Raw genomic sequence first — 8,612 nt, forward strand, 5'->3', positions numbered from 1 at the left:
AGCACCCGCGGCTCGCCAGGCAGCGGGAGACATCGCGGCGACGTCGAATATCGGCCCATGCTCGACCGAGGCACCGATCATCTCGCAGGCTTCTGTCACCTGCTCGATTGTCTGGAGCCGGAGCCATGATCCTTCGTGTGTCTCTTGGCCAAGGATGCGGTCGTGGATCAGGTTTTCCAGCACGGTTGGCGTCTGCTCGGCTTGCTGGTCGGCTAGTTCTCTTAACTCCTTTCCAGAGGGGTAACGATGGTTGATCTCCCAACGCGCCGACTTGTCAGGCAGAGTTACCAACCGTCGACAATGAACGTTGCACGTCAGTACGGGCCGAAGGCGCCATACCAACCGGCCCATCCCAGCCCATTCCACAGTGTCGGCACCGTCATCCAGGAGGCATTGCGGGCAGAAGCGCGCCCCCTCGGGAAGAACGAACTCACGTGACCATCGCTCTCCGCGGCATTTCCGGTGGCGAGCGAACCGAGATATGGTCCCCCATTGCAGGGCTGAGACGTCGATCTCGGAAGCGCGTGCCAGGATAGACAGGGCCTCCGCATCCCCTGAAAGGAAGGCGTTCCCATCAATTGACAGGTCCGCCAGAAGTCGTTCCGCCCCCTGCCCCGTGTGGAACAACGACAGGCGGCGGAGGAAGGAAGTTGAAGTCTCGCAGGCATCAAATGGGAAATGCGGAAGGAGGATCATCCTGGTGCCCAACCCCGCTCTTGAAGTCGATCTTTCAGATCTGGCCAGGGTTCTGCATCAAAAGGGCCGATCCCATTGTGACCGCGCTTCATGTCATACAGGAACCGAAAGTCGTCTAGACCGAGCTTTCCTTCGCCACGTCGCAGGGCACGGTAAATGCCTTTCTGGAACATCTCGATGGAACTGCCCAGGCTGGAATGGGTCGCTGCCTCCAACCGCTCAACGAGATGGGGATCACGGGGTGGAGAAAGTCGAGCCAGTTCCCAGCACCGCTCGAAGAACTCACGAAGCGCAGCACGTTCTGCCTCAGTCTGGATCGGACCTAGGACGACGCGGGCATCAAAGCGCCGACTGGTCTCCTCATCCTTGGCAACCAGGGCGTGGAGGGTCGGAACGCCGGAAATGATCATCGATATGGCCTTTTCACCCTGCATCAGAGATTTCAGGTTCTGCAGCGCTTCCCTAAGCTCTCTGCCACCCAGAAGGTGATGAACCTCGTCGATCCACAGGATCGTAATCTCCCTCTGAGCCAGACGGTGCAGGGCAATCTCCCAGATATCCGTCGTCCGCAGCTTGGAGCTAACTTGGTAACCGGTTGCCCTGGCAAGCTCTGTGGCAAGTCCTTTTAGGGTCGCATCTGCTGGGACGCGAATGTGGAAAGCGCGACCCTGGCCGGTACCATCCCATAGCCCGAGTGAAGGCGTCCGTCGCAAGGTCCGTCGGATAAGTGCCGTCTTGCCGCTCCCAGACGCGCCGGACACAAGTACGCCACGGGTTTCGTTGACAAGCCCGAAGCGCAGCGGAGTGGCCGTGAGGGCACCGTCAGGTGTCGAGGCAAGAACTTCCCCCAGGGCGGCGAGGAGCCTGTCATCTCGGACATTGAGCATGTAGCGCTCACCAAGCCATCTGCAGAAGGCTGCAGGATCGCTTGGATCGGGCATGGTATTGATTGGGGCAGCGCCCGGCTGGTCAAAAGTCGTCATTCCATAATCTCCTTCTTGGAGGCAGCGTCCGGAGGTGAGGATGGTTGACTAGGTTGGCCAGTGGAGGTCATCCCGGTGCGATCTGGATGGACCTCGTTGTCGAAAACACCTCCATAGGTTCCGAGAGGTGCGACGCCCATGTACCTGCTGAACTCACGGGTCCGCTTCGCAAGGTCGTCGTCCGTAGGCAGGAGAGGGAGCAGACCGCGCAGGGCCGCCTTGTCGCGGGTGTACGCATCCAAGGCGACCGTGGCTCGATCTCGGGCTCCCTGGCCGAACTGCTTTGCTGCCGCGTCGGCCATGCGCTGCAGGACAAGATCGGCATAGGACTTGTCGGCCCATTCGGGGTCAACGCATTGCGCGGTGATCCAGCGGCCGTCGGGGAGATGAACCCGGATGGAGCCGATCTGTTTGTCCCACCACACAACGGTCAGATCCCGCTCGGCTTCATTCAAGAACCAGTTTGCGATCTCTGCGTGCTGGTAACGCAGGCCTTCGACCGTGATCCCGTGACGGGTGGCCTTGCGGGTCGTGCTGATACCGAATGCGCTGCGAAGCATCTCGTGGTCGGCTCTGACCACGGGCGGACTGACGGCAACTGCGTCGTTCCAGGTCTCGAGGGGAGATTTCTTGCCAAGTGTCTCGGGCTTGGTCGTGTGATGGACGTCGACGATCCACCGTGTCAGCCATTCCAGGAACTCGTCTAGCGTCACGCTGGCCCGGGCCGCAGGGTTGTTTTCCCCTTTCCGCACCACATCCGAGAACGTTCGGCCGGTGAACCGCTGGAGAAACTTCGCACCGAAAGTTGCAAAAAACCTCTCGATCCATGGCTTGAGAAAGGGCTTTCCGGCTGGAACCGCGAGGTTAGTGATCCCTGCGTGGGCCAGCTTGGCGTAGATCAGGTCGCTCATGTTGATGCTCGCCCTGTCCAAGGCCAGAGTCTGGGGCTGCCCCTTCATCGGCCATGGCATTTCTGCTCCGACCGCATCAGCCAGAGGCTGCTTGTCGAGATAGATCATCTCGATCGTCCGCAGGGTGACCTCGATCGAGCTGCTTCGTGCAATCTGCAGCCCCACGATAGCGCCACTGAAGACATCGATTGCGGCCGAAAGGATCAAACGCTGGGGTGAACCATCAAGCCCAAGGGCCCAAGCTTCCTCCTGGGTGAGGATACTTTCCAGGGAAAGCATTCGAACCAAGACCATCAGGTCAACGGTGTACTCATCAAGTTCCACGCGCTCGAGGACCCGTGTCACCTGCAGGCCATGCCCAAGGGTATGGAGATCCCGGTAGGCTACTTCCATGCCGCGGGTGCGCACCTTGTGATCGACGGGCGCCATCCGAGAAATAAGGTTCCAGACCCAATCGTATCCTGGGATAGACAGTTCTCTTGCCGGCACGGACTGTGCCAGACGGCGCCCATTCTCGGCTCGGACCGCCGCCTGAATACTTTCGCAGATACTGGCGATCGACGGGCGTTCCTCGGTCAGACGAATGGCAATGATGCCCTTGTAAAAGGCATCCTCCTCATCCGTGTAACGCTCACCAGGGCGCCGTCCGCAGTTGCGGAAACGATCCATCATCAGCGCGCGCCCTGCAGCCTCCCACTGCTGCCACCATCGATAGATCGTTTCGCCACATTGGGGTGGACGCAAAATTTCCAGTTTCGTTCCACATTTCGCCCCCTTTGACCGTTGGCTGGCCCTCGAGCTCGCTTCGCGCAGACCCAGGCGTAGCAGCTCGGGGTAATGCCGAACGAAATCCGCCCTTCGGGGTCTCATCCTTCCGTCATCCAGTTCGACCTTTGCGGCGAGAATGTAGCATTCTCGATTGCTCGCTCGTGCCAGTTCGGCGGGCGCCCGCGGCCTTTCATGTAAGACTTCGGTGTCACCGGCTCCGACCGTCTTGGGAAGAGAAAGGATCTGAAGCTTGCCAAGTGAAACCTCACGGCCAATCTGGGCGGACGTGATGAAATCCGCCATTGCTGGTTTGATCTCCCCTGTCATTAGGTCTACGACCTCGTCCCAGATGACCTCGCACCCTTGGGGCGCGGATCGGAAGACCAAGCCTGTTCGATACCCTCGAGCGAATTTCGTGCCTTCGGCAAAGACCATGGGTGACGATGCGGGCGGTCGTATCATGCAGCGAGCTCTCCTCGTTCCACGACACTGTCGAGGTCGATCGGCCAGTCGACTCCAACCTGCAAAGCTCCACGCCGGATAAGACGGACGGTTCCGTGAAAGCCCGGGGTCCCAACCCCGGCCTGTACACAGAAACTCCGGACAGTCATGGGCTCGGCCATGTTGGCTGCCGCTTGGGACAGGCGTACGTCGATCAGGGGCTGAGCAAAGCGGCAATAGTGAAACAGAGAGGCCCTGGCGAGCTTATGGGGATCAACCTCCCGCTCTGTCACGACGACCACACGATCCACTAATCCCGGCACGGCTGCCGCTCTCACCCGGAGAGCAAGGTCTTGAAACTGGAACCGCTGGGCGCGGACCCAAGGTTTGACCATCACCCCGGTACGGCGTCCCTCGGCCTCGACCGTCACAAAGTCGAGAAAATGTGTTGCTGGTTCATTGCCCTTAGGTGCGAGCGCGATCGGGCCTACTTGTTCGATGACGTCGACGACGCCTGGGTGATAGATAAGGAGGAGCGCGACATCGTGCTCGAGCTTGCTTTCGAACTGCAGGCACTGACCGCTTCCGCTCTCCTCCCCAAACGTCATCTGACCCAAGAAATGGTTGGACGACTTACGTGGCACCGCGCGGCTCGCGCGGCTCGGTCTTGGCGGGCTCCATGCCGCCTTGTGTTTCAACAACATTAGATTGTCCCCGGACTCGAGGTTGGCGGCTCTGCCGCCTGAGGTTTCGGTTTTCTGACCGGGCTGGCCGCTTGCGTTTCTTTTGAAACAGCTTAGGCTTTGTCATGTGATGTGTCGGGTCCGCCCGGCCGACTAGTGGCCCGATCGCTTAGATCGGGCTTTTCTTTTCTTGCTACGGCATGCTAGCTCCTGCGCCCTTAAGTGATGTTGCCCTTATTCTTGGAGGTGCCGGAGAAAATTCCGAGTCAAAACAATCCGTTATCCACAACCTTGCATCATGGACCCCTCCAAGGACGGATATAAAATTTCTATATAAAATTCAGAAACTTACACTGACTTTTGCTGGAGAATAGCCTTGCGAAACATCTGCCGCGGGCAAGCTCTCCTCAGTGGAGCGGCGGCCGCCCTTCCAAGGTTTCTGCTCGGTCGAGCATCCTGGCCACCCTCCGAAGATCCACATTCTGCCTGGAGGCCACCCGATGAATGGCTTCGCATACCGCATCGATCGACGCATCACTGAGTGACCTCTCTCGCCCGCACCAGCGCGCGAACTGCTTCAGCTGTGCAGTACTAGGTGCAGGGACGCTGATCGGCGGACACCTGCTCAAGAGTGGCTCGGGCAAGAGACTTGCGTTGTTGGACGTCAGGATCCAAACGACCCAGCTCATGTCGAAAGGGATTTCATAGAATGGACATGTCCATCGGCCGGAAGTGAGCGGCTCGAAGAGCGGCAGCAAGGACTCCGACAGAGAATATGAAATGCCTTTGGTAGACCTTGGGGCGCCGGCTTTTTCGATTTCGTCGACAACGACAAGACTGTTCGCAATGCCTGATTGCATCAGGTGATTGACGAGACGTCCTGGTGCAGCCGTGCCCCAGCCCCTTTGGGTGCCTACAAGTCCAAAAGAGGCGTTTTCAGTCGAAGCCTCGACCACCATCGAAGGCAGTCCGATAAGGGAGCTTAAATGGCGTCCGTATCGGCTCTTCCCGACCCCAGGACCGCCGTCCAGCAGGATCGGTGGGAGTCGCACACCTGGATCCCCGCGCACGACCGAACGACGCAAGGCATGCCAGATCGTCGTCGTGGCGAGCTCCATCCACGGATACGCTTCGTGGAGAGCCGCGGCGATCTCGTCCGCTCTGTGCTCGGAGGGGATTGGCACGACCTTCAGCCCGTCCCGGTATAGCTCCAGCCGTCTTCGTTGCTCGTCCCTAAGGTGTGCAAGAACCGAGGTCCGGACATCGCATTCGTGCAGTGACTCGGCTCTTCTCTTGATCACATTTCGTGCGTCCCACGGTACGTCGTGGGTCTCCTTATCGAACGCCTTCCCCAGCCTTTTTGCCGACAGTTGCCCGTAGAATAACTTTAGGCGCTTCTGGATCCGCTCAGGAGACTTCAACGGGTCCGGGAGTCTTCCCATGATGAATGGTACAACATTCATTAACATTTGTTCCTTATTCAGGCACCCGAGCATGATGCGACGTTCAGCCTCCAAGTGGCCGACGAGTGGGTGTGATTTTTTGAGTTTCAGGACCTCGGATAGCCTGCGCGATTCTTCGTGCCCGTAACATTCCCAATGGCTCATCACGAGTCAAGCCATTGTTTTTAATAGAAAAAACAACAGTTGGAATACTAACTCGGTGCCAGCATGAACTCTCATAGAACTCATGCCTGAGCAGACATATGGCAGTCTAAGTCACTGTTTCCTCGAAAGACTTCTGCAGCCGCGACCGAGAGTTCACATCCGATGCGCTAGGTTGAGGAAGAATAGTTGTCGGAAAAAGCTTGCAGAGAATCTAAACGGATCGGTTTTGCCGGACGGCACGTCCCAATCAGAAAGGCTCACCACCCTTCCTCAAATGTTCATCGCACCGGCCCTGCAAAGCTCGACTTCAGACGTTGTCCAGAGACGCGGCCTGAAGCATTTCTCAGTTACGGACGGGAAGGTCATCGATGCAGGGACCCGAGGGCCTACAGCGTGAAAGCTGCGCCCTGACAAGCAGCGGGGCAGTTGCCCCGTCGGGTGTCTGGGAGACGAACGGCCGCCGTGTGAACTTAGGTGCTTATCCACTGGTTTGTGTCGATCCAGCGCCCAGCTACCAGTCAGTTTTAAGTCGCATAAAGCTGCGGTGCGGTAGGCCGCGGGCGGACCGGTATCTCCAAGATCGAGAAACCAATCGACCCAGTCCGCGAAAGTGCGTAATATCGTAAACTGGGTTCAAGGATGCTGACCATGATTGCCGACAATACAACCGTGGAAAGTGAAACCTTCTCTGGTCATCTTAGCGGAGGCGTAGTGATCGGAATGATCCTCGGCTTTCAGGATGCCGTACCGCTCGTCGTCTTTGCGGGAAACGCGCAGGACAGGGCAATTCCTGCCCGGAGCTTGGCCAGACTTAGTGCGGGAGACCTGGGCGCGGAAGTGGCGCTTTTGTTCGAGGAAGGCGACCGCTCTCGCCCGCTGATTGTGGGTAAGCTGATCGATCCGCAGCGCATGGGTGCGGTGGAGGTTGGTGCCACCGTCGTCGCTGACGGCCAGATGCTGCGGCTGGTGGCAAAAGAGCGGATCGAGTTGCGCGTCGGCAAGGCCAGCCTGATCATGGAGGCGGATGGCCGGATCACCTTGCGCGGCACCGACCTGGTCAGCCACGCGTCGCGGTCGAACCGCATCCGCGGCGGATCGATCAACCTGAACTGACGCCCGTGTCCGCCCCCGTCCTGCGCCACATCCTGCGCCAGCACGCCGAGCAGGCGGCCTTCCTCTGGACGATATACGACCGCGCGCGCCTGTTCCCTGAGGAGAACCTGGAGCTGGATGAGCTGCGCATCAGCCGGCTGCTGGAACGTCTGGAAGCGCACCTCGACGGATTGCGCATCGCCGGGGCGGAGGGGGTGAAGCTGGCCGAAGAGCGCTTTGCCGAATACCCGGAGGCGGGGGAGCTGTTCGTGATCCGCATGCTGCAGCCGGGTGCCGAGCGGCTGCGGGTGGCGGAATTGGATTTGGGCAAGGTGAGGGAGTATTTGGGTACGACCTTGCCGATCAGGTGATTGCCGGTCAGCCTCCGAATTGCGTCATGTCAAGCGCGCTGAGGAAGATATTGCCGTCATAGCCCATTTCGAAGCCCCGCCATTCTTGACCGTCGAAGATGAAGACTTCCTTCCAGCCCGCGATGACCAGCAGGTCGGGCGACGCGTGCATCGCAAAGCCTTGGCCAAGCGCACGGAAGGGCTCCAGCCGGTCTCCGCGCTGGATCGACAAGCCGAAATTCGCGTCGCTCCAATACCGCTCGCCTTTGAATTCGGCTATGCCGATGTAAGTCCAGCCTTCATTTGCAATGGGGATCAATTCGCTGTCGCGGATGGCAAGGCATTGGCCGTCGGTCCCGGCAAGGTACAGGCTGCCGTCCTCGCCCAGATGTACGGCCTTGAACTCGGTCTGCACTGGCACTTCGAGTGGTACCCATCGCCGCCCCTCCAGCCGGACAAGCTCTCCCCTTGTGCCGCACGCGTGAATAGTCTGCGGGGTTAGTCCGTGGACCGATTTGAACAGGCTGTCGCCATAGGGCTCGATTGCTTGCCAGTCACCGCCTTCTCGAAGAAATGAGATGCCACGATCACCGATCAGAAACTGGTGTCCGGCGTCGAGCGCCCAGATCCGCCTCAGACGACTCGGTTTCATCGTTACTTCTGTGTCTCCCTCTGGCTGCAGGTGGTGGATGATCCCACCTAGCTCCAGCACCAGATGGCGGTCCTGCGAAAGACTGACATGGGACAGGATTGAGTCCTCGATTCGCAAGCGGATGTCGAAAGTCAGCGTACCGCCGTATCGCACGTCCAAGAGAAATGACCGGGCGAATTCACTGCGGTCGTTTGACAGCTCGAAGCTGGCGCTGAATCGATCACCGCCCAGATGGAAGGCCTCTACCGTCTCGATATCGACTTGATCGGGTAAAAGGCGGTCGATCTCCCAGCCTTCGTCGGGAATCTGGCGTCTTGCCATGGTGTCATGTCCTTATCTGTACGCCCCGGATCTCGGCAACCGTGGGCTGACGCGGTTTGCTGGTCGGACTATCCTTCACTGGTTTGGCACAGGCCGCCAGATACGACA

8 protein-coding genes are annotated in these 8,612 nt (G+C 59.0%); 2 read left to right on the top strand and 6 right to left on the bottom strand.

Annotated elements, in window-relative coordinates:
• From ACE3Q6_RS02225 to ACE3Q6_RS02245, 5 genes are all read right to left on the bottom strand, one after another.
• Window positions 1-696: TniQ family protein (locus ACE3Q6_RS02225; RefSeq protein WP_374427506.1), on the bottom strand; the 696-nt coding region annotated here is incomplete at its 3' end.
• On the bottom strand, window positions 693-1,679 hold the full coding sequence (locus ACE3Q6_RS02230; RefSeq protein ID WP_374427509.1) for a TniB family NTP-binding protein: 987 nt from the start codon (window positions 1,677-1,679) through the stop codon (window positions 693-695). The genes ACE3Q6_RS02225 and ACE3Q6_RS02230, both read right to left, overlap by 4 nt.
• Window positions 1,676-3,661, bottom strand: coding sequence for a hypothetical protein (locus tag ACE3Q6_RS02235; protein ID WP_374427512.1), 1,986 nt, complete (start codon window positions 3,659-3,661; stop codon window positions 1,676-1,678). Before ACE3Q6_RS02235 ends, ACE3Q6_RS02230 begins: the two co-directional genes overlap by 4 nt.
• A gap of 155 nt (window positions 3,662-3,816) precedes the next feature.
• On the bottom strand, window positions 3,817-4,503 hold the full coding sequence (locus ACE3Q6_RS02240; protein WP_374427518.1) for a hypothetical protein: 687 nt from the start codon (window positions 4,501-4,503) through the stop codon (window positions 3,817-3,819).
• 386 nt (window positions 4,504-4,889) lie between these two features.
• Complete coding sequence (locus ACE3Q6_RS02245; protein WP_374427525.1) at window positions 4,890-6,089, bottom strand: AAA family ATPase; 1,200 nt, start codon at window positions 6,087-6,089, stop codon at window positions 4,890-4,892.
• 639 nt (window positions 6,090-6,728) lie between these two features.
• Between ACE3Q6_RS02245 and ACE3Q6_RS02250 the strand changes: the two genes are divergently transcribed.
• Entirely contained in the window at window positions 6,729-7,202 is a 474-nt protein-coding gene (locus tag ACE3Q6_RS02250) for a DUF6484 domain-containing protein (protein ID WP_374427533.1), read from the top strand.
• A gap of 5 nt (window positions 7,203-7,207) precedes the next feature.
• Window positions 7,208-7,552, top strand: coding sequence for a hypothetical protein (locus ACE3Q6_RS02255; protein WP_374427543.1), 345 nt, complete (start codon window positions 7,208-7,210; stop codon window positions 7,550-7,552).
• Window positions 7,553-7,559: 7 nt separating this feature from the next.
• Here the strand turns inward: ACE3Q6_RS02255 and ACE3Q6_RS02260 are convergent, their stop codons facing one another.
• Window positions 7,560-8,504 (bottom strand): hypothetical protein, encoded by a 945-nt coding sequence (locus tag ACE3Q6_RS02260; RefSeq protein ID WP_374427551.1) that lies wholly within the window; start codon window positions 8,502-8,504, stop codon window positions 7,560-7,562.
• Between the last annotated feature and the right edge of the window lie 108 nt (window positions 8,505-8,612).

It is taken from the genome of Tabrizicola sp., from assembly GCF_041913445.1.
Lineage (GTDB): Bacteria > Pseudomonadota > Alphaproteobacteria > Rhodobacterales > Rhodobacteraceae > Tabrizicola.